The following is a 25,425-nucleotide window of genomic DNA, read 5'->3' on the forward strand; positions in this document are numbered from 1 at the left end:
CCCGAGTTAGTGTGGTTACGTTAGTCGTAAGCAGAAAAATGCAGTGTCAGTGTCACTGAGTTACTGGTCTGTACGGCGATAAAGTCCATCCCATGCATACGTTCTGCCTGCCATAACCCATTGTTTAGACTAAGGGGTTTTTGCCAGGAGATCAATGCGAGCTGGTCCAACATGAGGGTTGCTTCGCCATTCTCAGGTGGTGCCTGCTTAAATGCCAGTTTAACTGCACGTGCTGGCAGCTGTTCCGGGCCCAGGGTCTGACTGTCGTCGGGCAGGCTGATATCGTGTCGGAAAGTTTTCCAGTCGTAGCTGCCAGGTTCAATCAAACTGACTTCTTCACTGGAGAACTCCAGGTTATCCTCGGCGGTGACTATGGTCAGCTCAGCGCTCACGTCTCCTGCGTTATCTCCTTTGGCATAGCCAAACAGGCTCAGATCGGAGTAAGCCTGAAGTGTAGACTCAGCGGGTGTGATGGGCATAGTCCGCAGCGTTTGTTTAAAGGGCATGCGCAGCGGGCGATTATTAAACTGAGTACGTGACAGGCACATGCCCTGCAATCCGCGCATGGCACCAGTCAGGCAGGGGGTGATGTCATCGCTTTCATGTTCCCAGCGGGTTACTTCATTGGTCTCGGTATCGTTGTCCCAGTCTTCGAAATCGCCAAACCACATTAAATCCCGACCAAGGGTCATATCAGGCGTGCCTGTGCTACTGATCTTACTTAAGAAGGCATGACTGGGAGCGTATTCGCGCAGATCAATAATGTGCTCGCCAGAGGGTAAAGTCAGAGTAACGGTATCAATCTCCTGGGGGACAGGGGCTTGGTGAAAATACACATCGCCAAATCCAGGCCCCGGGACAATCGCAACTTCAGGACCTGAAAACTCGGCCAGACGGCGGATCAGGTAGTCACTTAAAAACCCACCAACCAGTTTGGGTTGGTAGTCTTCGAGGTACACAGGATAGGCTCTTGCAGCTTGTGTTTTCGGTGTTTGTGACGGGTCGATGGTGACTGACACGGCTACGCCCAGCAAGGTCTCATGACGATTCTGTTCGAACACAAAGTTACCCAGTCCGAGCAAGGCGGGTACCCCGTTATAAAGTGCAAAGCCCTGCGCAACGTGCGGGTGGTGGGCTATCATCAGATCGGGCTCCCGGCGGCTGACAAACTCAAAGCGGTTGTCGATATAACGCGTCGGGGCATAAGAATACTCATCACCACCGTGCAGCTGAACGATGGCATAATCACTGCTATCTCTGGCTTGTTCCACTGCGGCTCTGAGTGCGGTGCTGTCGGTCAGATCGGCAGCCCCCCCTTTGTTGGCAGTGGCAATATAAGTGACAAGGTGATCCTCGCCGGTAATAGACGTGGCCGATACCAGTCCCAGCGTGGTGTTACCCACTTCAACCAATCTGGGTGCATAAGCCTCTGCGGTGTTATTACCAGCACCACTGTGGCTGAACCCCGCTTGCTCGACATATTTTAGGGTGTCTTCCAGCCCCTGTTGCTGATAGTCAAACACGTGGTTATTGCCAAGCGCGACATAGTCGATACCTATCTCGGTTAATCCCTGCAAAGTGTCTGGCAGTGAGAAAAAGGCGAATTCTTTGCTTGGGTGCACTGTGGTGGGGACTGCAAGGACCGGAGATTCAAGGTTGACCGAGGCAAAGTCGGCACTCGTCATTATAGGTTTGACGAACTGTGTCAGAGCAATGGCACTGCTGGCCGCGTTGCCGGGCCTGATCATGGCTTCTTCGACATCTGGTAACAGGTTACCCATGGTGGTCAATGAAGGGTCCATGTAACGCCGACCAAACATTGTATCTCCGCCAAACATCAACTCGCTGCTGGTGGCAGTGAGGGGCTTTAACTGAACTGCCAATGGGTTATCCTGATAATCACGGCTGTTAACCGTGATCACCGCGCGTTGATAGCCGGGTTTGGTCAGGGTTAAGGTCAGCATACCTGTATTGAGATCTGTCAGGGTCAGCTGGCCCTGTTCATCTGTGCGATACTGGCTGCCCAACGCTTCTACGCTGACGTCTGACAGGGCTGTATCGCCCGATCCTTGCAATTGCAGGTTTAAGCCTCGTTGTTGGTCTTGTTGTGCTTGCTCTTGTTGCTGTTGCTGCTCTTGCTCTTGTGCCTGCGTCGGGCCACTCTCATAAGGGTCTTCCACAGAACACGCGCTCAAAAAAGAAAAAACAGGAACAAATGGAAGTAATTTGTAAATATTCAAGGAGGCCCCTTAACCTGTACGGCTTAATAACTAGGTCTTTTGTATTGTAAATTGATTATTAACCTTTCTGCAATCGTTAACTGCGATTATTGCAGCCACCAAAGGCCCGTATTTTTACCTACTACTTTATAAGAGTAAGCGGTTATTTTTATTATAGTTGTTTTGGTCAAAATCTCTGTCCAAAAATGTTTACGTTTTGCTAGTCTGAGGTCTATTCTTAGAGTATGATCCCGGCAAAAGGTAGAAAACCGTTTTGAGGAACAAATGCGTTTAGAAATTCACTGTGCCGATCGGATCGGTATTGCGCAGGAAATTTTGAATATCCTGGTGAAATACCGGGTTGACCTAAAAGGAATAGAAGTTGATTCCGTCAATTGCAGAATGTATGTGAGTTTCCCCCCCATTGAGTTTGAACAGTTTCAGAAGATTATGCCTGAGATCAGGTTGATTGATGGGGTTGAGGATGTCAGAACGACGGCTTTTTTGCCTTCTGAGCGTGAGCACAACGAACTGAACACTTTGCTCAGTGCGCTCCCCGACGGCGTTATTTCGATTGATGCAAAGGGCTGGGTGCGCCACTGTAACGATGCGGCGTGCCGTGACCTGAACCAGCCTGAGCCGGAGATCATCGGGGCGAACATTAATAACCTGCTGAAAGGGTTTAACTTTACGCGCTGGCTGGAAGGCAAAGATGTATTGGGTCAGACAACCCGGGTTGAAGTGGGTGGTGAAGACTTTATTGCCGACATTTTACCTATTTCTGTACCGCAAGGCCCCGAAGGGGATGTGCTGGCCGGTGCGGTGATCAACATAAAATCGCAAAGCCGGCTCGGTCAGCAGGTCAGTGCGTTTCGTCGCTACGGACAGGAGAGCTTTGCGGCAATTCACAGCCAGAGTACCGCCATGCGCAGAGTGGTTCGTGAGGCGCGCAAAATGGCTCAACTGGAAGCGCCTATTCTAATTACCGGTGAAACGGGTACAGGTAAAGAACTACTGGCCCGCGCCTGTCATTATGCTTCCAATCGCTCATTGAAACCTTTTATTGCCCTGTCGTGTGCTTCACTCCCGGATGATGTCGCGGAATCCGAACTATTTGGTTATGCCGGTTATGAGGAAAACAGTGCACCCAAACGGGGTGTGCTGGAGCAGGCCGATGGTGGCACTGTGTTCCTTGATGAAGTTGGCGAGATGTCTACGCAGTTACAAACCAAGTTACTGCGCTTCTTGCAAGATGGCACTTTCCGTAAAGTGGGCGATGAGAATGAAGTGAAGGTCAACGTACGTATCATTGCTGCAACGCAAAAAGATTTACCAGCAATGGTGCAGGAAGGCAGTTTCCGTGAAGATCTCTACTATCGCATCAATGTACTGACACTGGAGATAGCCCCATTACGTGACCGTAAGGCCGATATCAAGTCTCTGGCCGAACATTTCATTTCAAAATATGCACAGCAAAGTGGTCATTCAACACCGGCGCTGGATGAAGAATGCCTGCAATTTCTGGAGCAATACCCCTGGCCGGGTAATGTCAGACAGCTGGAAAATGCCATTTATCGTGCGGTGTCTATGTTAGACGACAACGAGCTGCGTATTGAACACTTGCAGTTGCCTACCTTCACCCATGACCTGGGTTATCTGGAGTCGGATTTTGAGGGCACGCTGGAGCAGGCGGTTAAGCGGTTTGAAGCAACACTACTGCGTAAACTCTATCCGGCCTACCCGAGCTCACGCCAACTGGCTAAAAGGTTAGGGTTGAGCCACACCGCGGTGGCTAATAAGCTCAGAGAATATGGCATTAATCGCAAAACCGTAAAAGTATAATCAAAGGGGCGTCACGCCCCTTTTTGTCACTGGGGCTGTTATTGCTTGGTGCCCATATTTTTGGTTACGCCATCCAGCTTAATGTCCTCAATGCCTTGCTCGGTAAACTTGATGGTCACGCTGAGGTTATTGCGTACCAGAAAATAATCAATATCATCCAGGCGCAGCACATAGTCTCCTTTCACGGGACTCATAAATTGCTTCTTAAACAGCTCAAGCTTATGTTCACCAAGCTGCCAGCTGAACCCTTCGATAAAGCCGGGATTAAACTCCTGAACCCAGACCTTAGAGTCATCTTTACTAAGCGTAATGGCAATGGAATAGGACTCTGGGAGCTGTGCCATGTCATAGCTGCGCTCACCAATACGAAATTTTTGCGTGTCACTTTGCCAGCCGAAGCCAAAGTTAAAGTCCTTTTCTATGCCGGTGGGATAAACCAGTTGACCTTTGCCGGGCAAATCAAAGTCAGCCCAGGCATGCCCGGTACTGAATAAGGTCAATAAATACACGAGCTTGGTTATATATTTCATTAAGTTACACTCTTTTAAGTCTTGCCTAAAAGTTAATGCACAAACGCACTTTTCGCAAGTTACGCGTGTGCAGTGTGGTTTAATTCCTGCTTGTTGTGAAACCCGGCTGTGCTAAACTCGGATTTTATGCTAACTGGTTGGACCAATGTTATGAATTTGTATTTCCGATTGTTGTGGTTATTCTGGCGGATCTGTCAGAATAAAACCACGCAACCTTTACTGGATGTGATTGATATTAATTTCAGAGCGCTGCCGAGTGATTGTGATATTAATTTGCACCTGACCAACTCGCGTTACCTTGCCATGATGGACCTGGCGCGCACCTGGATGACTGAGCGGGTGGGGCTATTTAGTGCGATTATGAAACGTCGCTGGTTTCCCATTGTGAATGCCACTGCCATTACTTATATCCGCGATATCAAGCCACTTCAGGAGTTTACGGTATCGACCCGGTTAGTTGGCTGGGATCACAAATACTTTTATATTGAGCAGAAGTTTCACTCAGAGCGAGGTTTGCACGCTATCGCCTATGTACGTGGCGTATTCAGAAGCCGTCAGGGTGTGATCAGTGTGGAAGAAATGCTGGAAGTTGCCGGGTTCAAAGGTGAAGCGCCTATTTTGCCAGAAGAAATTGTGCACTGGAAAGCCATGTTGGAACAGAAAAAAGCACGCAACGCGAAGGTTGCATAAAGGGCCTGTGTGATGGCCCCTGGGGATTGAGAAAGTAACTCTGTAGTGTGCCCACACAGTGTGGGCACCTTAAATCGTTAGAACTTGTATTTAACACCGAACATGGCAACAATCGGGTCTAACTCAACGTCTGAAGTTAGCGCTTGCTTGCCGTCTGCGTAAACGGTTGCATCCGTGTTGATGTCCATTTTAGAAACCATGGCATGCAGGCCCCATTTGTCGTTCAGGTCGTAGTTGAAGCCGACCTGAAGTGCGACACCGAAAGAGCTATCCAGCTCCACCTTTACGTCATCTGTACCCAAAACACCCTTAAGTGCAGCACTGGCCTCTTCATCAAAGAATACGGTGTAGTTCAAGCCTGCGCCGATGAACGGACGGAACTTCTCATTGGCGCCAAAAAAGTGGTACTGAGCCAGCAATGTAGGCGGCAAGTGCTTTACAGAGGCAATTTCTACGCCGCCCAGTTGTGTGTTTGGACTACCCGGAATATAACCTTCGCCTTCAACCGTATGAGAAAACGGGGTGGCTGCAATTAATTCAAATACAATGTTGTCGTTGTACTGGTAGTCAAAGGTAATACCCAGTTGTGTGTCTGAGTCAGCGACCAGGCCTGCTGTTTTGATTTCATTCAACGCTGATGCTGTGTCACTAGGATTAACATTAATCGCACCTACATTCACGCTGAGCTGAGCCTGAGCTAGTGGAGCAGTTAGCATAAGCGTAGATAGGATAGCGGCAGTAAATTTTTTCATTTTCATCTCCTGAACCTGTACAAGGCAAATCTTTTTGTTGCAGCTATCATAGGCCGATGCGTTTTTTCAAAAGCTGTTCTAGATCAATATTCAAATTGCGAAATTTCAGAAAAAATTGAAAATTTGATTTAGATTAAGTTTTTCAGCCAGATTTACCGACTCAGGCAGCTAGTTATCCTGAATAAGCTCAGTTTCACACCCGCCAAGTTGCTTTAATAGTTCATCAAGGTGGCGTTTGGTGGCGTCATTGAGCATGTCGCGGTTAAAGCGCAGGGCCAGTTGGCACATTTTGGTGTCAACAAAGCCTTCGACTGCCACAATACGTACAGGCACGGCGTATAAAGGTGAGATCAATAAATTGCCGCCGTTGAGTTCGAATACATCCAGCTCCAGCTCATAGGTATTAAACAAGTGCATTTCGCGGCTGTAGGGGGATTGCAGCAACATACCGGATTGGCTGATGTTTTTAACCTGGCCGGACAGGGTTCGGCTGCCGGTGCGGATCCGCACGCTGTGCTCAGGCAACCCGGATAAGCGTACCGCGCCACGACGACTGATGGTGTTCCAGGACTTATGAACTGTTTCCTCAAGCTTGTCGGCGGTAAAGGGTTTCATCATATATTGTGAGACCCCGTTTTGAATGGCACACACCACATGCTCTCTGTCGCCCAGTGAACTCATCATAATAAAAGGTGTTTTGCTGTGCTTTTTTGATTTTCTCACCCGTTTAAGCAGCTCTTCACCATCCAGGTTGGGCATTTGCCAGTCGGCAATGATGATGTCGATATGTCGGGCATCCAGCAACTCCAGGGCTTCTTTGCCATCTTCTGCGGTGTAGACGTTTTCGGCACCAAGGCGGTTGACTAAGGTTGTACGTACCAGATTTCTAACCAGCTGGCAGTCGTCGACGACCAAGAAACTGACTTCCTGCATTACTAGTTCCTTATCTTGCAGTAAATAGAACGGAGTCGTGATCTGTAGGAGCTCCAGGTTAGGCTAACAATACTAACCTTTACATACTTAGTTCTAGCATACGCAGAGCAATTGACAACCTGTTATCGAAATTGACCAATATATTACGCTCTGCTTGGCTTTATTGAGTCCTGTGCAATACATATTTGTCACAAAATTGCCTTGCAGTCGACATGAACTGGTCATGCTCAGGCGCTGTAATCGAGAGCAACTGAGCAACCTCAGGACATGGAATGATCAGGCTGCGCCTTAATGCAGCTATGCCTGTTGTTGCTTTTATATCAGAACACAGGAACTGTATGTTATGCCTTCCCACGCAATAAAACCTTCGGTCAAACACAATACCAATAGCAATACGGTAAAAACGCTGCGACGCTTAATCAACGCGCCCTCTGTTACACCGGATGATGCGGGTACCATTGACTATCTGGCGGAACGTCTGGCGACACTGGGCTTTGAATACACGCACCTCGATTGCAATGGGGTACGTAATCTGGTTGCCTGGCGTGAGTTTGGCCCAGGACCTGTGATGGCCTTTGCAGGCCATGTTGATGTCGTTCCTGCGAATCCACAGGGCTGGGTTGCACACCCTTTTGCCGCTGCCGTGATAGATGGCGTGATTTACGGGCGGGGCGCTGCCGATATGAAAGGAGGCGTTGCTGCCATGTTGAGTGCAACCGAGTACTTGTGTGAGCGGGCGCAGCAGTGCCAGGGCACCTTATTTTGGCTCATTACCTCAGATGAAGAGGGGGAAGCTGAGTATGGCTCAAAAATCATGGCCGAACATCTGGCGCGACAGGCGATTGTGCTTGATGCCTGCCTGGTTGGTGAACCCACTTCACATCAGCAAGTAGGTGACACCATTAAAAATGGTCGTCGTGGCGCGATTTCGGGGCGAATACAGATCAGCGGGAAAGCAGGGCACGTTGCTTATCCTGAGCAAACCATTAATGCGGCGCATATTGCCGGTGAGCTGGTGAATGAGCTGGCCAATATCAGCTGGTGGAAAGATGTGCTGGGCTCACAAACCAGTTTGCAGGTAACCGGCCTGACGGTACCTGACATCGTTGACAACCTGGTACCGGCAAGCTGTGAAATTACCTTTAATGTGCGCTACAGCCATGCTTATAAAAGTCAGGAAATCTATCAGATAGTGGCACAGGCTTTGGCGCCGTGGCACGATAATGTCAGTGTGCAGTGGGAACGTCCCTGTGAATCCTATTATACGGGCGGGCGCGAATCGGCATGTTTTCTTAATCTGGTAGAGCAGGCTATTTTACGTGTGCGAGGACAGTTTCCGGCACTGAGCACTGCCGGAGGGACATCGGATGGTCGCTTTTTTGCCTCCAGTGAGACACAGGTGATTGAATGTGGCGTAAAGAACGACTCCATTCATCAGGTGAATGAACACGTGTCGGTGGCCGATCTCCACGCCATTGAGGAGATCTACCGCGCGATTTTATGCGATTACTTTGTCGTCTGAGTGAACTTCATTACAGCGATTATTGCGCCAGCTCGCGGCGCAATTGCGTCTGCATGGCTCTGAGTCCCTGTATTTTTTCCCTTGCTTCTTGCAGTTGCTGTGGCGGCAACTTATGTCTAATGCCCTTTTCAAGTAACGCTTCCAGTCGCTCAACCTTTTTGTCTACCGCGGCAATATAGGCCTGTTTCATCTGAGCAGAGCGGGCGGATTGATGTGCCAGGTAGGCTTGATGATCAGACAAGTCGCCCTGATAAGCAGGCTTAGGCGTAGCGGCTGAAATGGGCGGAATGTAGGGCGCGTCATCGCTGACTTCTTGCGACGGCGCATCAGGCTGTAAATTGGCGGGAGCTGTGACGGCTTTGGGTGGTGTGGCACTGCCGGCGGACAATGCCACAGCCGAAGTCGCTGTTACAGATCCTACGGGCAGCGTTTGCAGGTGCTCTTGTTGCGCCTTTTCTGAGTTCACTCGCAATGGCGAAAGAGTGTGCAAGGTCCACAATCCATAGCCCAGCCCTCCCAGGACGAGGGCAAGCAAAAGTGCTTGTATGCGACCCATTAAAGCTTCACTCCATGCTGTTGCTGCCAGTGTTTAAAGCGCTTTTGATAAGCCGCTACAGCATGCTGCGTAGTGAGCGATTCCAGCGCCCGATAACGCACGGTCTCACTGTCCTTAGGATAGTAGGCATACTGAGGCTGCTCTGCATACACAACAGCCCAACGCCCCTGAGGCGTACGTACCGGCGAAGTCGCTTTGCCTGGCTTGCTGCTAAACGCCAGCTGGGCAAGCCAGCGCTGAGTATGCTCGCGGGTAATGGCATGCAAAGCTGCTTTTTCATCCGTAGCAAATTCATTGCGACGTTTTGCCGCCTTTAGCGCAGGTAATGGGCCTCTTTTTCCAAGCTGTTTATGAAACTGCTTTGCCTCTTTCATGGTATCAAAGGTTACCGCCAGGGCTGACAGCTGAGACTGATACCTGAAATCATCGCGGTGACGTTGGTAGTAACGCTGGATTTCGCTGTCTGGGATGTTTGCTCTGAGTGCTTCCAGGTAGGGACTGCGCTCGCCATGAAGCTGCGCTTTGATCCCTAAATAAGCCAGCATGGGCGGGCGTAACAGCTCTCCTGTTGCAAGTGCGTTCAGGCGCGTCAGTGTCAGGCCCTGCTGAGCTAAAAGTGGTGTTGCTGCCGCTGCCAGGTCGGCATAATAGCGCCACTCGATTAACTGGTGCGTGAGCAAGTCGATATCGCCCTGGTGAAGGCGAAAGCGGTTTTGCATTGACTGGCTGGTCAGTAGCTGTGCCAGTGTGACTTTGGGTGTATCCAGCAGTTTAATCTGCGCCCAGTGTGCGAGCTGCTCAGGCTGGTAATCACCGTCGGCCGGATATGAACCCAAAAGACCAGATAACGCCGCTGCGTCAAAGGGGGCCTCTAGCTGTACTTTAGGCACGGATTTAAGTGCCGGGAATTGATGTATGAGCAATGTCACCATCATACGGCGAATATGATAGTCGTTGTTAAATCCGACGCTAGACTGTCGTTTGAGCAACTCGGGGTTAAGCTGGCGTGCTGTTGCCAGCAAAAATTGATTCTCAAGTAAGTGTTTGTTGAGTTCAGTACCGGATAATGCACGGTCTTGCTGTTGGTATAAAGACTGCATCAGAGCCAGCTCAGGCTTGGTCAGTTGAGTCAGGGATGCCCAACATGGCAGGCTTAAACAGCCTGCCAGGAGTAATACCAGATAATACATTTAACGTGCTACCATAGCATGGTTTAGCATGTGTACAACCATGGCTATCGCATGAGGAATAACCTGGCGAGCCGTAGTGACACGATCATAGTGATCTTCTGAGTTTAGTACGATCCCGCCCTGCGAATAGGAATAAGCACCGCCCTGGGTAAGCAATGGGCGAATGTCTTTGTTCGCGGCATCAGGGGCACTGAAGCTGGCCATGGCTTGTTTCACTAAGCTCAGGTTGTTGAGGTTTTCCTGATCATAATAGTCTTTTACCCAGGATTCCCAGCCAGCATGGTTAAGATCTGAGGTCGTCCAGGTGTGGTGCGGTTGTAGCAGATCTGTGGTGTGAAAGACGAATCCCAGGATCTGTGGATTACCGTTTTGCAAGTAGCTTTGGTACCAGTACTGGCCAAGGTTGTCGATGGGCTGGAACGGCATTTCTTCAAAGTCGTCATACATGCTGTATGTAGAGTGACTGTCTATGCGGTAGTTTTTTTCAGTAATACCATAGCTGTCATATTCACTGTCGTCGGCGCTGAACCAGCCTGTTTCACCGCCTTTACCGTCATCCAGATAGTCGCCTTTTAACCAGGTAGCCGCCATGTTGTCTATGGTGCCCCAGACAGTGAGTTTGTCATAATTATAACCACCAAAATCGTTACCATGGACGTCAGCACCTTGGGTGTGGTTTTGGAAGTGCCAGTAGCTGGTGTATTTGACAATGCTTTCGGCTGCACCCCACAAAGGTGCCTGGACACAGTCGCCTGTAATCGCGCCACAGAAGAAAGTGTCTTCAAAGTCATCAACATCATAGGCGGCTTGTCCCATGACTTCGGCCAGCTGAGAGACGCTCATGCCGTGTGACTGGGCATAAGCCTGAAGCTTGGCATATTGGGTTGTCGACGGATTTTGTGCCATGTAGTTGACGGCATCGATAACGATACGTTTGTGCGTTTCCTGACTAAAGGCCTGTGCCCCGGTGGAGGCGAGTGTCAGCGCACAGAGTAATAATTGTATTTTCATTGTAGTGTTATTCCTGAGTTAGAATTTACGCTCTATCAGAGCAGCGGGCATTACAATGCCCTTGTGTTACATTTATATTAAATATAGGTTAAATTAAATCTGGGTGTGCATGTCTTGTTGTCACGACAGAGCTCAGGTATGATTGGTATTTAATTTAGGCACATAAAAAGCCACAATAACGATGAAAATGATAAAGCTACTTTCTGCTGTGCTGCTTTGCCTGACGCAACAGGCTTTCGCTGAGCAAAGCGTTGCCAGTCAGGAAGAAGATTGGCTGGAAGACAATGGACTGGAATGGCAGTTGAGCATAGGTGCTTTTTATGTCGACATGGCACTTCCTGAGTTAATTGGCGCCGACAACTCTCCGGCACCACCTACCCTTCGAGCTGATATAAAACTACAGTACAAAAACTTTTATCTGGTGACTTACTCCGGTGACTTTTTTGGTGGTTCTGATTTAGGATATCAATTCATTCAGGAGGAAGAATGGGGTCTGGATTTCATCTATGGCAGTTATCAACTCGCTTTTACCGAAACCGGTTACTTTGACACCAGTGATCCTGTTGTTAAAGAGCTAGAAGGCATTAGAGACAGAGATCCGGATCAATCGCTGGGGGTCGCCTATTATCGCACTGTGGGTGATTACCTGGCTGTGGCTGAGCTAGTCTATGATGTATTCGGCGACACTAACGGCTGGGTGTTTCACCTAGAGGCAACGCGCAACTTTGAACTGCGCAACTGGGATCTGTGGCTTAATTTTGGCGCCAATTACTATTCGAGCAACTTTAATAACTATTTTTATGGTGTGACTGAACAAGAACGCAATGATTATCTGACGCCTTATGAGCCCGGCAGTGGCGCATCGGCGTTTGTTCAGGCACAGCTAAGCTACCCAATAGCAGAAGACTGGGAGTTCAGTGCGGGTCTGTCATTCCTAGTTGGGTCTAGTGAAGCAAAAGACAGTCCACTGCTGGAATCTAACACTGCCAGAGTACTATTTACTGGGGTGAAATATGTATTTTAAACTCACTTCAGCGATGACTATCGGCGCACTGTGTATGGCCTCTGCGGCGCATGCAGCAGCAAACGACGATAGGAAAGGGATATTACAGGTTGCACCAAATAAGTGTGTTGCACTGCACGAAGGAAGAACTTGCTACGCTGATGTGACGTTTTCAATTTCTGCGCCGCAAGTCGGGGATTATTGCATTAGAGACAGCAACTCGAAAAAGATTTTGCAGTGCTGGGCAAATGTGAGCCACTTCGAGTATCTCTTAGCTTTTGGTTCAGCGCAAAGTGTCAGCTATGAGTTAATATCTAAAACCAAGCGTGATGTATTGGCAGTGACAACCATCAATGTCAATTGGGTCCATAAGGTACGTAATAAAAAGCGCCGTTGGCAGCGCTTGTTTTAAGTTAAGATAAATGCACAGGCTAGCCTGAACTAGCCTGTTTTTGTGTTCTCTATTGGCACTGCTCAACCAGGCTTCGTAAATGTGTGCCAATATCCTCGCTTTTGCTCTGTCCCTGTTCAAGTAAAGTCTGTACTTGTTGTTGCAGCTCAGCCAGCTCGTAATTTGCCAACAGGGTTTTTAAATAAGACATCGTATCCGCACCGGCTTGCAGTAAATCAGGCAGACTTTCCAATGACAGTTCCTGATCGGCCAGGCCGGTAATGGTATCCATTAAGTCAGCCAGGTTTGCGCTGTCCTGCAGTGCACCCTCAACTTCAATCATAGCGCCCATTGGATCGCCGTTTAATTGTTTAACTACGCACCCTGCCAGGGTACCGGCCTCTGCTGATTGGCTCATCGCCGTCAGACCATGCGCCCTGATGTCTTCGATGACCTGTTCTAATTCCTGATTATTTGCCAGATATTGTTGTTCTATCTGAGTTTTAGAATCACCAAGAAAGTCACACCCTGCAAGCGCGACTAAACCGATACCACAAAATAAAAAACGCGTCATATAAGTATCCAAAATCAATCCACTTGATCGCAGTTTACTGTCTTACGGGTCGGTTGTCATTATCACAATATTGGCATTATCAGGTGCGTAAGCGTGCCCTTGTCTGACTCCGAAAGCGTGCCAGTTCTACCACATTCGAAATACCAAACAACTCGGATTTCAGAATGTTGGCAAATACATGTAACGCGCGTTTCCAGGCATTACGGACGGCCAGGGTAAATTGTGCGCCCAAATGAAGTTTCAGGACTTCGAGCAAACTATTACAAAAGACACTGATGTCCTTCACTGAAGGGGCCAAAGAAGCTATCAGGATACTCTGGTGGCGCAGGAAACGCGTCAGCTCTTGCTGGCGGGGCAAATGCATCAGGCATTGTTGCATAAAATCATGCAAGCGATACTCCAGCGACAGCATATGGCGCTCGGATTCAGGCAGCGCCATGGTGACCTTGTGTTGTTTTAACTGGTTGTAAAAGCTGACACAGAAGCAGTGAAAGTTCGGCTTCAGAGTCGTGAAAGACTGATTTAATAACTGGTACTGATAAGGTGAAATACTCATAATCGCTCCACATACGATTAGAGCGAATCCATTTGCTCAAGCAATTGTGCAGTCACATAGACATCAGCCGCTGGGCTCGCCAAAAAGCACTGCAGTAACTTGGGTAAAAGTTGTGATAGGGCACACCGAAACAGTATGGCTGCGAGCGCCCACTTTTTCAGTATAGGTAGACTTTGATCAGTTCGGCAAACTTTATTGTTGTTTGAAGTTATGTAAAGCAAATCAGCCAGACGCTCAGGTCTGGCTGCAGCCTGTCGTCAGTTACTTAATGGGGGCAAGTAGCTTCGGGTCGGTGACCAGTTGTCTGACACCGTGGGCGTGGTCTTCTTCAAAGACATTGTCCTCACACCACTGGGCCAGGCTGTTGATATCTACCTTGGCACAGGCGGGTCTGACACTCCAGGTAACCTGAAGCGGCGAACACTGCTTGTTGTTATAACTGGGTCCTGTGGTTGAACCCAGAAACTCCACTGGCTTACCGGTCGTTTGCGGGATGTATTTGGCCTGATGATAGCCATTGACTATGTTGCCATCATAGCTTAAGTCATTAAAGTCCAGAGCATCTTCGTCATTCACAACCAGAAAAACCTGGGTCTCGACGCGTAAGTCCGGATTGGCACATTCATTACTTAAACAAGAGCCCAGGCCTTTGCCGGGCGCAACGTCACATGAGCTGTGCACCCAGTGTACCTCTATGGTGTCACCTGGCTTCACGTTTTTACAGACCTTGCCTTTGGGTGCCCGCAATTCGGCCTCGGTCAGGCTGCTGGTGGCATTACATTGATAGCCTCCGTACTTACCATTGCCGGCAAATACCGAAAAATCTTTTGCTTTGTGCTCGGCGTTTTTATGAAAGTGGATGTTACACAGGTTCATTTCACTGGCTGGGGGAGCAAGCGAAAATACCCGCTTATTCTCACCATGCAGCTGGTCGATATCGCGCGGAGTTTGCGGGCCAAAGCCGTCGCAGCTATTCGCAAGGGTGTCAAAGGATAGTAGTGTTAGCGCTGTCATCGAGACGCCAATTAATGCCTTTTTCATGACTGTTTCTCCATCATTTGTATTAACTCGATGGGCCGCCAGTATAGATGTTTAACTTTTAAGAACAAGCAGAATGGTAAAATATTGTAAACCTGTAGTTTATTGTAAGTTAATTTGGATGGTTTTATTCGTTATTCTCGAGTGTTTATGTTTTTATGGTAAATTATTTGCGATCATTTGAGGTTGGCCGTGAGCGTTGAATACCCGCAAGATTGCCTGAGATATCGGGCCGTTTGAAATGGACTTTTCGGTTAAAGGACTGAACTAAGGTTGCGTATTAATACAACTCTCTCTATAATACACGCCAGTTGATGCAGCATTGACTGCACGTTGACGCGGGATGGAGCAGCCTGGTAGCTCGTCGGGCTCATAACCCGAAGGTCGTCGGTTCAAATCCGGCTCCCGCAACCAAGCTTAAGAAATGGTTCATTTCTTACAGTTCGCGCATTCATCGTAATGCGCGTTTTGCGTTTAAGCATATGCTTATTTAGGCTGATACAGCCCGCAACCAAGCTCGGCCACTGGCCACACAGTTTGTTTTTGGTGTGACGCCCCGCTTGGTTCGGGGCGTTGTTGTATCTGGAGCTAAGCAACTAAGCCCAGCCCAGAAGCAAACAGCTGAATCATTAGGGCTTTTAGGCCCTTTTTTTGTTTGTATGGAGGTAATTTGTGACAAAACTCGAGCAAGAATTAACAACTATGTTAGAGCCGGCTGTTGAAGCCTGTGGCTTCGAGTTGCTCGGTCTGGAAGTGATGCAAGCCGGTCGCCACTCGACATTGCGCATCTATATTGACCATGAAAATGGCATCAATGTGGACAATTGTGCCGATGTGAGCCGTCAGGTGAGTGCCATTTTGGATGTCGAGGACCCCATTACAAACGAATACAACCTGGAAGTGTCTTCACCTGGTGTAGACAGACCATTATTCAAACAAGCTCATTATGAGCAGGCAGTGGGCGAAGAAGTGCGTTTGCGTACTAAGCTTCCTCAGGAAGGTCGCCGCAACTTTAAAGGCGACTTAGTTGCAGTTAATGGCGATATGATCACGCTAACCGTCGATGGCCAGGAGCATCACCTTATGCTCAGCAACATCGAGCGCGCGAACATCATCGCAAAATTTTAAAAATTAGGTGCGAAGGAAAAAAGGGCAAGCGAGGCAATACTTATGGCAAAAGAAATATTATTGGTTGCAGAAGCTGTTTCCAATGAAAAAGCAGTCCCAAGAGAAAAGATTTTTGAAGCATTAGAGTTCGCACTAGCGACGGCCACCAAAAAGAAACACGATGGTGAGATCGAAGTACGCGTATCTATTGACCGTAAAACGGGCGAGTATGACACGTTCCGCCGTTGGATGGTGGTTAACCCACAAGAAGATGGCTCACTGGAAAACCCGTATGCAGAAATCACATTTGAAGCCGCTCAGGTAGAAGAGCCTGAGATCCAGCTGGGTGACTATGTTGAAGAGCAGATTGAATCAATTCAGTTTGACCGCATCACAACGCAGATGGCTAAACAGGTTATCGTACAGAAAGTACGTGAAGCTGAGCGTGCGTTGATTGTTGACGCCTACAAAGATCAAGAAGGCGAGCTGGTTACTGGCGTAGTCAAAAAAGCATCACGCGACACGGTTGTACTGGACTTGGGTAATAACGCAGAAGCCGTTATTTACCGTGAAGACATGCTGCCACGTGAAAGCTTCCGTCCGGGTGACCGTGTACGTGGCCTGCTTTACGCGGTTAAACCAGAAGCGCGTGGCGCACAGCTGTTTGTAACACGCTCTAAGCCTGAAATGTTGATGGAACTTTTCCGTATTGAAGTACCAGAAATCGGCGAAGAGATGATCGAGCTCAAAGGTGCAGCGCGTGATCCGGGATCGCGTGCTAAAATTGCGGTAAAATCAAATGATAAACGCATCGACCCTGTCGGCGCGTGTGTTGGTATGCGCGGTGCGCGTGTACAGGCTGTGTCTACCGAATTAGGTGGCGAGCGCGTTGACATCGTACTGTACGATGACAACCCGGCTCAGTTTGTGATCAACGCAATGGCGCCAGCAGAAGTAGCATCGATCGTGATGGATGAAGACACACGTACGATGGAAATCGCGGTAGAAGCCGACAACCTGGCGCAGGCGATTGGTCGTAACGGTCAAAACGTACGTCTTGCCAGCCAATTGACGGGTTGGGAACTGAACGTGATGACAGTGGAAGACATGGAGCGTAAGAGCGCAGAAGAGTCCGACAAACTGATCAATCTGTTCACCGAAGCGCTGGACATTGACGATGATTTCGCAACGTTACTGATCAACGAAGGCTTCTCAACACTTGAGGAAGTGGCCTACGTACCAGTTGCAGAGTTCCTGGAAATCAATGGTCTGGACGAAGACACAGTGGAAGAGCTGCGTAAGCGTGCAAAAGATGCATTGACGACCAAAGCGTTACGTGACGAAGAAAGCCTTGAAGGGGCTGAGCCTGCGGAAGATCTGCTGAACCTGGAAGGGTTGGATCGTCACCTGGCATTCGTGATGGCCAGCAAAGGCGTCATCACGCTGGAAGACCTGGCTGAGCAAGGCATTGACGAATTAGTCGAAATCACTGAATTATCTGAACAACAGGCGGGTGACTTGATCATGGCCGCACGTAATATTTGTTGGTTTGGTGATCAATAGTAGTTTATTAACGGGAGGTAACGCATAATATGGCAGAAGTGAGCATAGAGAAACTAGCCGAAAACATTGGTACAACTGTTGATAAATTACTCCAGCAGTTGGCAGATGCAGGGATCACCAAAGCCACTGGCGACCATGTTACTGAAAACGAGAAAGCACAATTGCTGGACCATTTGAGTAAGCAACATGGCGGCACCGGTTCGGAAGGACCGGAGCGTATGACTTTGCAACGCAAGAGCAAGAGCACATTAAGTGTGACCGGCTCGCATGGCAAAGCAAAATCCGTTCAGGTTGAGGTACGTAAAAAGCGCACTTACGTTAAAAAGAGCGCAATCGAGCAGCAAAAAGAGCAGGAAAGACTCGCTGCAGAGGAAGCTGCGCGCAAAGAAGCAGAGTTGAAAGCTCAGCAAGAAGCTGAGCAAAAAGCCAAAGAAGAAGCCGAGCGTAAGGCACAAGAGGAAGCCGAGCGTAAGGCAAAAGAGGAAGCTGAGCGCAAGGCTAAAGATGAGGCAAAACGTACAGCGCAAGCTGAACGTCAAGCGAAAGAACAGCAGAGTGAAGAAGTGGATAGCGCCCAACAAGAGAAAGAGAAACTAGAAGCAGAGCGTCTGCGCAAAGAAGCAGAAGCGACTGCCCTAAAGAAAGCAGAAGAAGAAGCCAAGCGTAAAGCAGAAGAAGCAAAGCGCTTAGCAGAAGAGAATGAAGCCCGCTGGAAAGCTGAAGAAGAAGAGCGTGCACGTCGCGAAGCTTCTGCAGATCACCACCTTACGACCTCGACTTACGCGCGTGAAGCCGAAGACGAGTCAGATGCACAGGAAGAAAAGAGTGCACGTCGTAAGAAAAAGAAAAAGCCAGCTGAAAAAGCGGCTCAGCCAGTACGTGGCAAAGGTAAAAAAGGCAAGCTTAAGGCACCTACCTCACTACAGCATGGCTTTAAAAAGCCAGTGAGTGAAGTGAAGCAGGAAGTACGCATCAGTGAGACCATTACAGTTGCTGAGCTGGCATCACGCATGGCAGTGAAAGGCGTTGAAGTGGTTAAGGCTATGATGAAGATGGGTGAAATGGTTACTATTAACCAGGTCATCGATCAGGAAACTGCGCAGGTTGTGGCCGAAGAAATGGGTCACAAAGTTGTTCTGGTAAAAGAGAATGAACTGGAAGAAAAAGTACTGAGCGAGCGTAGCGAAAGTGAAGCGCTTGAGCAACGTGCACCAGTTGTTACCGTAATGGGTCACGTTGACCACGGTAAAACTTCAACACTGGATTACATCCGTAAAGCTAAGGTTGCTGCAGGCGAGGCCGGTGGTATTACCCAGCACATTGGTGCATACCACGTTGAAACCGAAGGTGGCATGATCACTTTCCTGGATACTCCGGGACACGCAGCGTTTACCTCAATGCGTGCACGTGGTGCCAAAGCGACGGATATCGTAGTACTGGTTGTTGCGGCTGATGATGGTGTAATGCCACAGACTAAAGAAGCGGTACAACACGCCAAAGCGGCAGAAGTACCTCTGATCATCGCTGTAAACAAAATGGATAAAGAAGGCATTGACCCGGATCGTGTTAAAAACGAACTGGCTCAGCTGGACGTTATCCCTGAAGAATGGGGCGGTGATACGCAATTCGTTCACATCTCAGCGAAAACTGGTCTTGGCATTGACGACCTGCTAGAAGCGATTCTGATGCAGTCTGAACTGCTTGAGCTGAAAGCAGCACACAAAGGCATGGCGTCAGGTGTGGTTATCGAATCTCGTCTTGATAAAGGTCGTGGTCCGGTTGCAACTGTACTGGTTCAGTCTGGTGAGCTTAACCAGGGCGACATCGTGCTGTGTGGTCTGGAATATGGCCGTGTTCGTGCAATGAAAGACGAAAACGGTAAAGACATCACGACTGCAGGTCCTTCAATTCCGGTTGAGATCCTGGGTATGTCGGGTGTACCAGCTGCGGGTGACGAAGCTACTGTTGTTAAAGACGAGCGTAAGGCCCGTGAAGTTGCACTATATCGTCAGGGTAAATTCCGTGATGTGAAACTGGCGCGTCAGCAAAAAGCGAAGCTTGAAAACATGTTTACTAACATGACTGAAGGCGATGTGTCTGAAGTGAACGTCGTACTGAAAGCAGACGTACAGGGGTCAATCGAAGCTATCTCTGATTCTTTGGTTAAGCTTTCTACAGACGAAGTTAAAGTGAAGATCGTTGGTAGCGGCGTAGGTGGTATCACTGAAACTGACGCAACCCTGGCTGCTGCGTCTAACGCCATCATCGTTGGCTTTAACGTTCGTGCTGATGCCTCTGCACGTAAAGTGATTGAAGCTGAAAACCTGGACTTGCGTTACTACAGCGTAATCTACGACCTGATCGAAGAAGTGAAGCAGGCAATGTCGGGCATGCTGGCACCTGAATTCAAGCAAGAAATCATTGGTCTGGCTGAAGTACGTGACGTGTTCAAGTCGCCTAAGATCGGCTCTGTTGCGGGTTGTATGGTAACTGAAGGTGTGGTTAAACGTAGTGCACCTATCCGCGTACTGCGTGACAATGTTGTTATTTACGAAGGTGAACTTGAATCACTACGCCGCTTTAAAGATGACGTGGCAGAAGTTCGTAACGGCATGGAGTGTGGTATCGGCGTTAAGAACTATAATGACGTTAAGGTCGGTGACCAAATCGAGGTATTCGAAACCGTTGAAGTACAACGTACGTTGTAATCCAATCGGGGTTAAACCTTGAAATGGGGGCGTTAGCCCCCATTTGTGTTTGTGTTTCCTCTAGTGGGCGAGTGTATGCATTGCCCGTTTTAATGATTAAATTGAAGTGGTGAAAATGAGAGAATTTTCTCGTACTGATCGTGTTGCACAACAGATCCAAAAAGAAATTGCCGTGATTCTACAGCGTGAGATTAAAGATCCACGTTTGGGCATGGTCACCGTATCGGCTGTAGAAGTGTCGCGCGACTTGTCCTACGCCAAGGTCTTTATCACTGTGCTTGGCGGTGACGATGACAAAACCAAAGAAAATCTGTCGATTTTAAATGAAGCGACAGGCTATATCCGTTCACTGCTGGGTAAACGGATCCGCGCTCGGATCATGCCGGAGCTGCGTTTTGTGCTGGATAACTCCCTGATGGAAGGTATGCGCATCTCTAATCTGGTTGATGAAGTGATCCGCAAAGACAATGAAAAGCGTGGTGACGAAGCGCAGCCAGATACGAAAAGCGACGACGGAGAAGCCTGATGGCGCGTCGTAGTAAAGGCCGTCCAATAGACGGGATTGTGCTGCTTAACAAGCCGCAGGGGATCTCCTCCAATAAAGCGCTGCAACAAGCCAAAGGCATTTACTTTGCACAAAAAGCCGGTCACACGGGGGCACTCGATCCGCTGGCAACGGGTATGCTGCCAATCTGTTTTGGTGAAGCGACTAAGTTTACCCAGTTCCTGCTGGATACCGATAAAACCTACGTCGTGCGTGCCAAATTAGGCGAGCGTACCACGACCTCGGATTCTGATGGCGAAGTGGTTGAAACACGCCCGGTGCAGATCACTCGCGAGCAGCTAGAGCAGGACGTCGCCAGCTTCCTGGGAGAGTCGGATCAGTATCCGTCGATGTACTCAGCGCTAAAGTATCAGGGCCAACCTTTATACAAGTACGCCCGTGAAGGCATCGAGGTGCCGCGCAAGTGTCGTAAGATCAACGTCTATTCGATCACTTTGGATGAATACGACGAGCAGGCGCAAGAGATCCAGATGACGGTGCATGTCTCAAAAGGGACTTACATTCGTACCATAGTGGATGACCTGGGTGAAAAGCTTGGCTGTGGGGCGCATGTCATTATGCTGCATCGTTCTGAAGTGGGCCATTATCCGAGTGATAAAATGATCACGCTGGAAGAGCTTGAAGAAAAACTTCAGCAGGCCAAAGCTGAAGACTTGCCGCCGTCGACTTACATCGATGCGTTGTTACTCCCGATGGATACGGCGCTGGTAGATTTACCGGCGGTAGAGATCAGTGAGGAGCAGGGCGTGGCATTCAGCCACGGTCAGACCGTGGTGGTTGGTGAGCTGCCAGAGGGCGTATTAAAAGTCGTGGCTGATGGTCGTTTTGTCGGTATTGGCGAGCGCAACCAGCACGGCCATTTAAAGGCCAAGCGGGCCTTATCCAGCGCACAATAAAATTTTTTGTCAGCGGGGGTAATTGCTGATACAATGCCGCCCGCTTTGTCGCTTTGGCTGAATTAGTGATCGGCTAAAGCATTACTTAAACAATTGGAGTTTATTATGTCACTAAGCAATCAAGAAAAAGCAGAAATCGTAGCAAAATTCGCACGCGCAGAAGGCGACACTGGTTCTCCTGAAGTTCAGGTTGCACTGTTAACTGCTGATATCAACAAGCTACAAGGTCACTTCGCGAACCACAAGCATGACTTCCACTCACGTCGTGGTCTGCTACGTAAAGTAAGCCAGCGTCGTAACCTGCTTGACTACCTTAAAGGTAAGAGCGTAGAGCGTTACTCTGCACTAATCAAAGAGCTTGGCCTACGTCGCTAAGAATTTGATTATTTGTCGGATTTTTATCCGATAAGAAAAAAGGGGCTAAATCGCCCCTTTTTTTGTGGGTATATACTCAGTATACTTATGCCCGAACCTCTATTCTGGCGGTTCAGCGCCAAGTCTGCAGCCAATTGTAGTGCTTAAGCGGATCACCTAGCTCTGTTTGGTTTAATCAGTTTTATCAAATAGTTATTAGCCTTATTAGTCCGCTTAAGACTGTAATTGGTCGTTGTTGGCGCTTATATGTTATTTTTGTAAGGAATATATTTGTGCAAGCAATTATTAAAGAATTCCAACTTGGTCAACACACAGTAACCCTGGAAACAGGCGCGATTGCGCGTCAGGCTGACGGTGCTGTATTGGCCAGTATTGGCGACACTTCTGTACTAGTCACTGTTGTAGGTAAGCGTGAAGCGGCACCTGGTCAGGACTTTTTCCCTCTGACAGTAAACTATCAGGAAAAAATGTATGCGGCAGGCCGTATCCCTGGTGGCTTCCTGAAGCGTGAAGGCCGTCCTTCAGACAATGAAACGCTGATTGCGCGTCTGATCGACCGTCCAATCCGTCCTCTGTTCCCGGACGGCTTTGTAAACGAAGTACAAGTTATCGCGACAGTGGTTTCTTCAAACCCTGAAATTCAACCAGATATGGTTGCAATGATTGGTACTTCTGCAGCGCTGGCAATTTCTGGCGTGCCATTCAATGGTCCAATCGGTGCCGTGCGCGTTGGTTTCACTGATGGTCAGTACGTACTAAACCCGTCAGTAACAGAACTTGAGCAAAGCAAGCTTGATCTGGTTGTTGCTGGTACCGAAGGTGCTGTACTTATGGTTGAGTCAGAAGCTGAAATTCTGACTGAAGAGGAAATGCTGGGCGCGGTTGTATATGGTCATGAGCAATCACAGGCTATCATCAAGGCTGTGAACGAGTTTGCTGCAGAAGCAGGCAAGCCGGCTTGGGACTGGGCTGCACCAGAGAAAAATGTTGAGCTGTCTGACAAAATCGCAGCTATCGCTGAACAAAAAGTAGGTGACGCTTACCGCATCACTGATAAAGTGGCTCGTAAAGATGCACTAAGCGAAGCAAAAGCGGAAGTGGTTGAGAAGTTGACTGCTGAGCTGGCTGAAGGCGAAGCGCTGGACGAGCAGGAAGTGTCTAAGCTGTTCAGCTCACTTGAGAAGAAAATCGTACGTGGCCGTATCATTGCGGGTGAGAAGCGTATCGATGGCCGTGAACCAGATATGGTTCGTGCACTTGACGTGATGACTGGCGTATTGCCACGTACACACGGTTCAGCCATCTTCACTCGTGGTGAAACTCAGGCTTTGGTTACTGCTACCTTAGGTACAGAACGCGATTCACAAATGATGGACAACCTGATTGGCACGCAGAAGCATCACTTCATGCTGCACTATAACTTCCCTCCATTCTGTGTGGGTGAGACAGGTTTCATCGGTTCGCCTAAGCGTCGTGAAATTGGTCACGGTAACCTGGCTAAGCGTGGTGTACAAGCGGTTATGCCAACCCTTGAAGAATTCCCGTACTCTGTACGTGTGGTTTCTGAGATCACTGAATCAAACGGCTCGTCTTCAATGGCGTCTGTATGTGGTACGTCTCTGGCCCTGATGGATGCGGGTGTACCAATCAAGTCATCTGTTGCGGGTATTGCGATGGGTCTGGTTAAAGAAGGCGATGACTTTGTCGTACTTTCTGACATCCTGGGTGACGAAGACCACCTGGGTGACATGGACTTTAAAGTAGCGGGTAACAGCGCCGGTGTAACTGCACTTCAGATGGATATCAAGATCGAAGGTATCACGAAAGAAATCATGCAGATCGCACTGCGTCAGGCAAAAGCAGCACGTCTGCATATCCTGAGCGTGATGGACCAGGCAATCGCCAGCCCATCTCAGGACCTGTCTGAGTTCGCACCTCGCATCTACACTATGAGCATTCCACCGAAGAAGATTGCAGACGTAATCGGTAAAGGTGGCGCTGTGATCCGTCAGCTGACGGAAGAAACAGATACAACCATCGAAATCGAAGATGACGGTACTATTAAGATTGCTGCAACCAACGGTAACAGTGCGAAAGAAGCGATTGCTCGCATCGAAGCGCTGACTGCTGAGCTGGAAGTAGGCACTATCTACACAGGTAAAGTAAACCGTATCGTAGACTTTGGTGCATTCGTAAATGTACTGCCTGGTAAAGATGGTCTGGTACACATTTCACAGATCAGCAAAGAGCGCGTAAACAACGTAGCTGACCACCTGAGCGTTGGCCAGGAAGTGAAGGTAAAAGTACTGGAAGTAGACCGTCAGGGTCGTGTGCGTCTGAGCATCAAAGAAGCATTAGAGTCAGAAGCGGCACCTGCTGCTGAGTAAGATCTGACAAAGAAACAATGAGTTTCGATGAAAGGGGCTGAATGGCCCCTTTTTTTATGCTTTAATGATTGCTCAAACCGAGTAGCGACAAGCGGATCACCAATTCGCACCATGCCCAAAAGGGGAAATAGATTGAGACTGTTATTATTACCTTTGCTATGTATGAGTTTGCTGGGGTGTCAGTCAACTCAGCAGGCGGCGGATGTACCGAATGTAACCGTACCTTTTGCCGTGCCTCTGGCGGCCAATTTTCGCAATGAAATAGCCATTGCCAGATACAGCGAGCTGTTACAGAACAAAACATTAGATAGTGAACAGCAAGCCCAGTTGTTTTATAACCGTGGCATGCTGTACGACAGTCTGGGCCTAACCACATTGGCACGCATAGACTTCAATCGTGCCGTCAAACTAAAGCCAGACTTGGCAGAGGTCTACAACTTTCTGGGCATTCACCACACACTCAGACAAGAGTATGGCACGGCTTATGAAATGTTTGACGCGGTGCTGGAGCTGAACACAGATCATGAGTATGCCTATTTAAACCGTGGCATCGCGCTGTATTATGGTGAGCGCCCGGCGCTGGCAGTGAGTGATTTCGAATCCTTTCTAGCGCGTTCTCCTCAGGACCCGTATCGGCTGATGTGGCTTTATCTGGCTGAATCAGAAGTCGATCCAGTTGCGGCAAAAGCGGCGCTTAAGCAGCATAGCCAGGCGTTAAATAATGACGAATGGGCAACGCAATTGGTCCAGCTTTATCTGGGTGAGCTGTCTCAGCAAGCCTTTCTTGCTCAGGTGGGAGACGGTGTTAAATCGCAGCAGGAGTTTGCAGAGCGTCTATGTGAGGCCTATTTTTATCTGGCAAAACGCTATCAAGCTCAGGGCAAGACCGGCAAAGCGATTGAGTTTTTTAAACTGGCCCTGGCGACCAATGTATACGAATTTGTAGAGCATAAATATGCCCGGCTGGAGCTACAAATTATTGCCGATGAAATGAATCGGGCGGATGTAAGCTGAGCT

General features: G+C 48.9%; 23 protein-coding genes and 1 tRNA gene. 14 read left to right on the forward strand and 10 right to left on the reverse strand.

The window, feature by feature from the left end; all coding sequences use genetic code 11:
- Positions 1 to 20: 20 nt before the first annotated feature.
- Positions 21 to 2,180: a CapA family protein gene (locus tag L1285_RS17735; protein ID WP_235413512.1), complete on the reverse strand. Its 2,160-nt coding sequence runs from the start codon at positions 2,178 to 2,180 to the stop codon at positions 21 to 23.
- A 324-nt stretch (positions 2,181 to 2,504) separates the two neighbouring features.
- On the opposite strand from L1285_RS17735, the gene tyrR reads away from it, so the two are divergent.
- Positions 2,505 to 4,061, forward strand: coding sequence for a transcriptional regulator TyrR (gene tyrR, locus L1285_RS17740; protein WP_046005501.1), 1,557 nt, complete (start codon positions 2,505 to 2,507; stop codon positions 4,059 to 4,061).
- 38 nt (positions 4,062 to 4,099) lie between these two features.
- On the opposite strand, the gene L1285_RS17745 is transcribed toward tyrR, so the two are convergent.
- Positions 4,100 to 4,591, reverse strand: coding sequence for a hypothetical protein (locus L1285_RS17745; RefSeq protein ID WP_235413514.1), 492 nt, complete (start codon positions 4,589 to 4,591; stop codon positions 4,100 to 4,102).
- A gap of 150 nt (positions 4,592 to 4,741) precedes the next feature.
- Between L1285_RS17745 and L1285_RS17750 the strand changes: the two genes are divergently transcribed.
- A complete protein-coding gene (locus L1285_RS17750) occupies positions 4,742 to 5,281 on the forward strand; it encodes a thioesterase family protein (protein ID WP_235413516.1) in 540 nt (179 codons plus the stop codon).
- 77 nt (positions 5,282 to 5,358) lie between these two features.
- On the opposite strand, the gene L1285_RS17755 is transcribed toward L1285_RS17750, so the two are convergent.
- On the reverse strand, positions 5,359 to 6,033 hold the full coding sequence (locus L1285_RS17755) for an OmpW/AlkL family protein (RefSeq protein ID WP_235413518.1): 675 nt from the start codon (positions 6,031 to 6,033) through the stop codon (positions 5,359 to 5,361).
- Between the two features lie 168 nt (positions 6,034 to 6,201).
- Positions 6,202 to 6,966, reverse strand: coding sequence for a response regulator (locus tag L1285_RS17760; protein ID WP_235413520.1), 765 nt, complete (start codon positions 6,964 to 6,966; stop codon positions 6,202 to 6,204).
- A gap of 343 nt (positions 6,967 to 7,309) precedes the next feature.
- Between L1285_RS17760 and dapE the strand changes: the two genes are divergently transcribed.
- Positions 7,310 to 8,488, forward strand: a complete 1,179-nt coding sequence (gene dapE / locus L1285_RS17765) for a succinyl-diaminopimelate desuccinylase (protein WP_235413522.1) — start codon at positions 7,310 to 7,312, stop codon at positions 8,486 to 8,488.
- A 19-nt stretch (positions 8,489 to 8,507) separates the two neighbouring features.
- Here the strand turns inward: dapE and L1285_RS17770 are convergent, their stop codons facing one another.
- From L1285_RS17770 to L1285_RS17780, 3 genes are read right to left on the reverse strand one after another with little or no spacing between them, the layout of a single operon-like run.
- Positions 8,508 to 9,044 carry a hypothetical protein gene (locus tag L1285_RS17770; RefSeq protein ID WP_235413523.1) on the reverse strand — a complete coding sequence of 179 codons (537 nt, stop codon included), beginning with the start codon at positions 9,042 to 9,044 and terminating at the stop codon, positions 8,508 to 8,510.
- Positions 9,044 to 10,234, reverse strand: coding sequence for a peptidyl-prolyl cis-trans isomerase (locus tag L1285_RS17775; protein ID WP_235413524.1), 1,191 nt, complete (start codon positions 10,232 to 10,234; stop codon positions 9,044 to 9,046). Before L1285_RS17775 ends, L1285_RS17770 begins: the two co-directional genes overlap by 1 nt.
- Positions 10,235 to 11,245 carry a phospholipase gene (locus L1285_RS17780; RefSeq protein WP_235413526.1) on the reverse strand — a complete coding sequence of 337 codons (1,011 nt, stop codon included), beginning with the start codon at positions 11,243 to 11,245 and terminating at the stop codon, positions 10,235 to 10,237.
- A gap of 187 nt (positions 11,246 to 11,432) precedes the next feature.
- On the opposite strand from L1285_RS17780, the gene L1285_RS17785 reads away from it, so the two are divergent.
- Positions 11,433 to 12,269: a MipA/OmpV family protein gene (locus L1285_RS17785; RefSeq protein WP_235413528.1), complete on the forward strand. Its 837-nt coding sequence runs from the start codon at positions 11,433 to 11,435 to the stop codon at positions 12,267 to 12,269.
- Entirely contained in the window at positions 12,259 to 12,660 is a 402-nt protein-coding gene (locus L1285_RS17790; protein WP_235413530.1) for a DUF3019 domain-containing protein, read from the forward strand. Before L1285_RS17785 ends, L1285_RS17790 begins: the two co-directional genes overlap by 11 nt.
- A 49-nt stretch (positions 12,661 to 12,709) precedes the next feature.
- Here the strand turns inward: L1285_RS17790 and L1285_RS17795 are convergent, their stop codons facing one another.
- The 3 genes from L1285_RS17795 to L1285_RS17805 form a co-directional block, all read right to left on the reverse strand.
- Positions 12,710 to 13,213, reverse strand: coding sequence for a hypothetical protein (locus L1285_RS17795; RefSeq protein WP_235413531.1), 504 nt, complete (start codon positions 13,211 to 13,213; stop codon positions 12,710 to 12,712).
- Between the two features lie 79 nt (positions 13,214 to 13,292).
- Positions 13,293 to 13,769, reverse strand: a complete 477-nt coding sequence (locus tag L1285_RS17800; protein WP_046005491.1) for a globin — start codon at positions 13,767 to 13,769, stop codon at positions 13,293 to 13,295.
- A gap of 261 nt (positions 13,770 to 14,030) precedes the next feature.
- Entirely contained in the window at positions 14,031 to 14,810 is a 780-nt protein-coding gene (locus L1285_RS17805) for a delta-class carbonic anhydrase (RefSeq protein ID WP_235413533.1), read from the reverse strand.
- Positions 14,811 to 15,144: 334 nt separating this feature from the next.
- On the opposite strand from L1285_RS17805, the gene L1285_RS17810 reads away from it, so the two are divergent.
- The 9 genes from L1285_RS17810 to nlpI all read left to right on the forward strand — a co-directional run bounded on the left by L1285_RS17810 (position 15,145) and on the right by nlpI (position 25,422).
- Positions 15,145 to 15,221 (forward strand) — tRNA-Met (locus L1285_RS17810).
- 258 nt (positions 15,222 to 15,479) lie between these two features.
- Entirely contained in the window at positions 15,480 to 15,935 is a 456-nt protein-coding gene (rimP, locus tag L1285_RS17815; protein ID WP_125719889.1) for a ribosome maturation factor RimP, read from the forward strand.
- Positions 15,936 to 15,977: 42 nt separating this feature from the next.
- Positions 15,978 to 17,477 (forward strand): transcription termination factor NusA, encoded by a 1,500-nt coding sequence (gene nusA / locus L1285_RS17820; protein ID WP_235413534.1) that lies wholly within the window; start codon positions 15,978 to 15,980, stop codon positions 17,475 to 17,477.
- 29 nt (positions 17,478 to 17,506) lie between these two features.
- Positions 17,507 to 20,185 (forward strand): translation initiation factor IF-2, encoded by a 2,679-nt coding sequence (gene infB / locus L1285_RS17825; RefSeq protein ID WP_235413535.1) that lies wholly within the window; start codon positions 17,507 to 17,509, stop codon positions 20,183 to 20,185.
- Between the two features lie 115 nt (positions 20,186 to 20,300).
- Complete coding sequence (gene rbfA, locus L1285_RS17830; RefSeq protein ID WP_125719883.1) at positions 20,301 to 20,711, forward strand: 30S ribosome-binding factor RbfA; 411 nt, start codon at positions 20,301 to 20,303, stop codon at positions 20,709 to 20,711.
- Positions 20,711 to 21,646, forward strand: coding sequence for a tRNA pseudouridine(55) synthase TruB (truB, locus tag L1285_RS17835; RefSeq protein ID WP_235413536.1), 936 nt, complete (start codon positions 20,711 to 20,713; stop codon positions 21,644 to 21,646). The genes rbfA and truB overlap by 1 nt, the downstream gene beginning before the upstream one ends.
- Positions 21,647 to 21,751: 105 nt before the next feature.
- On the forward strand, positions 21,752 to 22,021 hold the full coding sequence (gene rpsO, locus L1285_RS17840; RefSeq protein ID WP_010385052.1) for a 30S ribosomal protein S15: 270 nt from the start codon (positions 21,752 to 21,754) through the stop codon (positions 22,019 to 22,021).
- A gap of 272 nt (positions 22,022 to 22,293) precedes the next feature.
- A complete protein-coding gene (gene pnp / locus L1285_RS17845; protein WP_235413537.1) occupies positions 22,294 to 24,408 on the forward strand; it encodes a polyribonucleotide nucleotidyltransferase in 2,115 nt (704 codons plus the stop codon).
- 111 nt (positions 24,409 to 24,519) lie between these two features.
- Positions 24,520 to 25,422 carry a lipoprotein NlpI gene (nlpI, locus tag L1285_RS17850; RefSeq protein WP_046005483.1) on the forward strand — a complete coding sequence of 301 codons (903 nt, stop codon included), beginning with the start codon at positions 24,520 to 24,522 and terminating at the stop codon, positions 25,420 to 25,422.
- Positions 25,423 to 25,425: the final 3 nt, after the last annotated feature.

The organism is Pseudoalteromonas sp. DL2-H2.2 (genome assembly GCF_021532535.1).
GTDB classification, from domain to species: domain Bacteria; phylum Pseudomonadota; class Gammaproteobacteria; order Enterobacterales; family Alteromonadaceae; genus Pseudoalteromonas; species Pseudoalteromonas rubra_A.

Bases quoted from the DNA above. Each gene is read 5' to 3' on its own strand.
- L1285_RS17755 (WP_235413518.1), bottom strand. From the start codon at position 6,033: ATGAAAAAATTTACTGCCGCTATCCTATCTACGCTTATGCTAACTGCT.
- L1285_RS17780 (WP_235413526.1), bottom strand. From the start codon at position 11,245: ATGAAAATACAATTATTACTCTGTGCGCTGACACTCGCCTCCACCGGG.
- L1285_RS17775 (WP_235413524.1), bottom strand. From the start codon at position 10,234: ATGTATTATCTGGTATTACTCCTGGCAGGCTGTTTAAGCCTGCCATGT.
- L1285_RS17760 (WP_235413520.1), bottom strand. From the start codon at position 6,966: ATGCAGGAAGTCAGTTTCTTGGTCGTCGACGACTGCCAGCTGGTTAGA.
- L1285_RS17750 (WP_235413516.1), top strand. From the start codon at position 4,742: ATGAATTTGTATTTCCGATTGTTGTGGTTATTCTGGCGGATCTGTCAG.
- L1285_RS17795 (WP_235413531.1), bottom strand. From the start codon at position 13,213: ATGACGCGTTTTTTATTTTGTGGTATCGGTTTAGTCGCGCTTGCAGGG.
- rbfA (WP_125719883.1), top strand. From the start codon at position 20,301: ATGAGAGAATTTTCTCGTACTGATCGTGTTGCACAACAGATCCAAAAA.
- L1285_RS17770 (WP_235413523.1), bottom strand. From the start codon at position 9,044: ATGGGTCGCATACAAGCACTTTTGCTTGCCCTCGTCCTGGGAGGGCTG.
- L1285_RS17745 (WP_235413514.1), bottom strand. From the start codon at position 4,591: ATGAAATATATAACCAAGCTCGTGTATTTATTGACCTTATTCAGTACC.
- nlpI (WP_046005483.1), top strand. From the start codon at position 24,520: ATGCCCAAAAGGGGAAATAGATTGAGACTGTTATTATTACCTTTGCTA.
- rpsO (WP_010385052.1), top strand. From the start codon at position 21,752: ATGTCACTAAGCAATCAAGAAAAAGCAGAAATCGTAGCAAAATTCGCA.
- L1285_RS17785 (WP_235413528.1), top strand. From the start codon at position 11,433: ATGATAAAGCTACTTTCTGCTGTGCTGCTTTGCCTGACGCAACAGGCT.
- truB (WP_235413536.1), top strand. From the start codon at position 20,711: ATGGCGCGTCGTAGTAAAGGCCGTCCAATAGACGGGATTGTGCTGCTT.
- L1285_RS17790 (WP_235413530.1), top strand. From the start codon at position 12,259: ATGTATTTTAAACTCACTTCAGCGATGACTATCGGCGCACTGTGTATG.
- infB (WP_235413535.1), top strand. From the start codon at position 17,507: ATGGCAGAAGTGAGCATAGAGAAACTAGCCGAAAACATTGGTACAACT.
- nusA (WP_235413534.1), top strand. From the start codon at position 15,978: ATGGCAAAAGAAATATTATTGGTTGCAGAAGCTGTTTCCAATGAAAAA.
- L1285_RS17805 (WP_235413533.1), bottom strand. From the start codon at position 14,810: ATGAAAAAGGCATTAATTGGCGTCTCGATGACAGCGCTAACACTACTA.
- L1285_RS17800 (WP_046005491.1), bottom strand. From the start codon at position 13,769: ATGAGTATTTCACCTTATCAGTACCAGTTATTAAATCAGTCTTTCACG.
- tyrR (WP_046005501.1), top strand. From the start codon at position 2,505: ATGCGTTTAGAAATTCACTGTGCCGATCGGATCGGTATTGCGCAGGAA.
- dapE (WP_235413522.1), top strand. From the start codon at position 7,310: ATGCCTTCCCACGCAATAAAACCTTCGGTCAAACACAATACCAATAGC.